Origin of the sequence: Sulfitobacter sp. CW3 (assembly GCF_019392245.1) — a bacterium.
Lineage (GTDB): Bacteria > Pseudomonadota > Alphaproteobacteria > Rhodobacterales > Rhodobacteraceae > Sulfitobacter.
This window is the reverse complement of the sequence record NZ_JAHXRL010000425.1, coordinates 1-252: the sequence shown is the minus strand read 5'-3', so window position 1 is coordinate 252 and position 252 is coordinate 1. Positions and strand designations below refer to the sequence as shown.

General features: G+C 73.8%; 1 pseudogene. It reads left to right on the top strand.

Annotated features, from left to right (window positions below):
* Positions 1–252: pseudogene (locus KZZ06_RS21670) on the top strand (N-methylproline demethylase); the annotation flags it as partial.

Here is a 252-nt window from a genome sequence, read left to right as displayed (position 1 = left end):
CGGTCGCCGACGACGCGGTGATCCCGTTCTTCCGGCAGTTCGCCGACCGGGTCCACGCCCACGGCGGCAAGCTGATGATCCAGCTCACCCATATGGGCCGCCGCACCAAGTGGGACACCGAGCACTGGCTGCCGACGCTCGCGCCCTCGCCGCGCCGGGAACCCGCCTCCCGCACGATCCCGAAGGAGATGGAGGCGGAGGACATCGCCCGCGTGGTGCGGAGCTTCGCCGCGGCCGCGCGCCGCTGCCGCG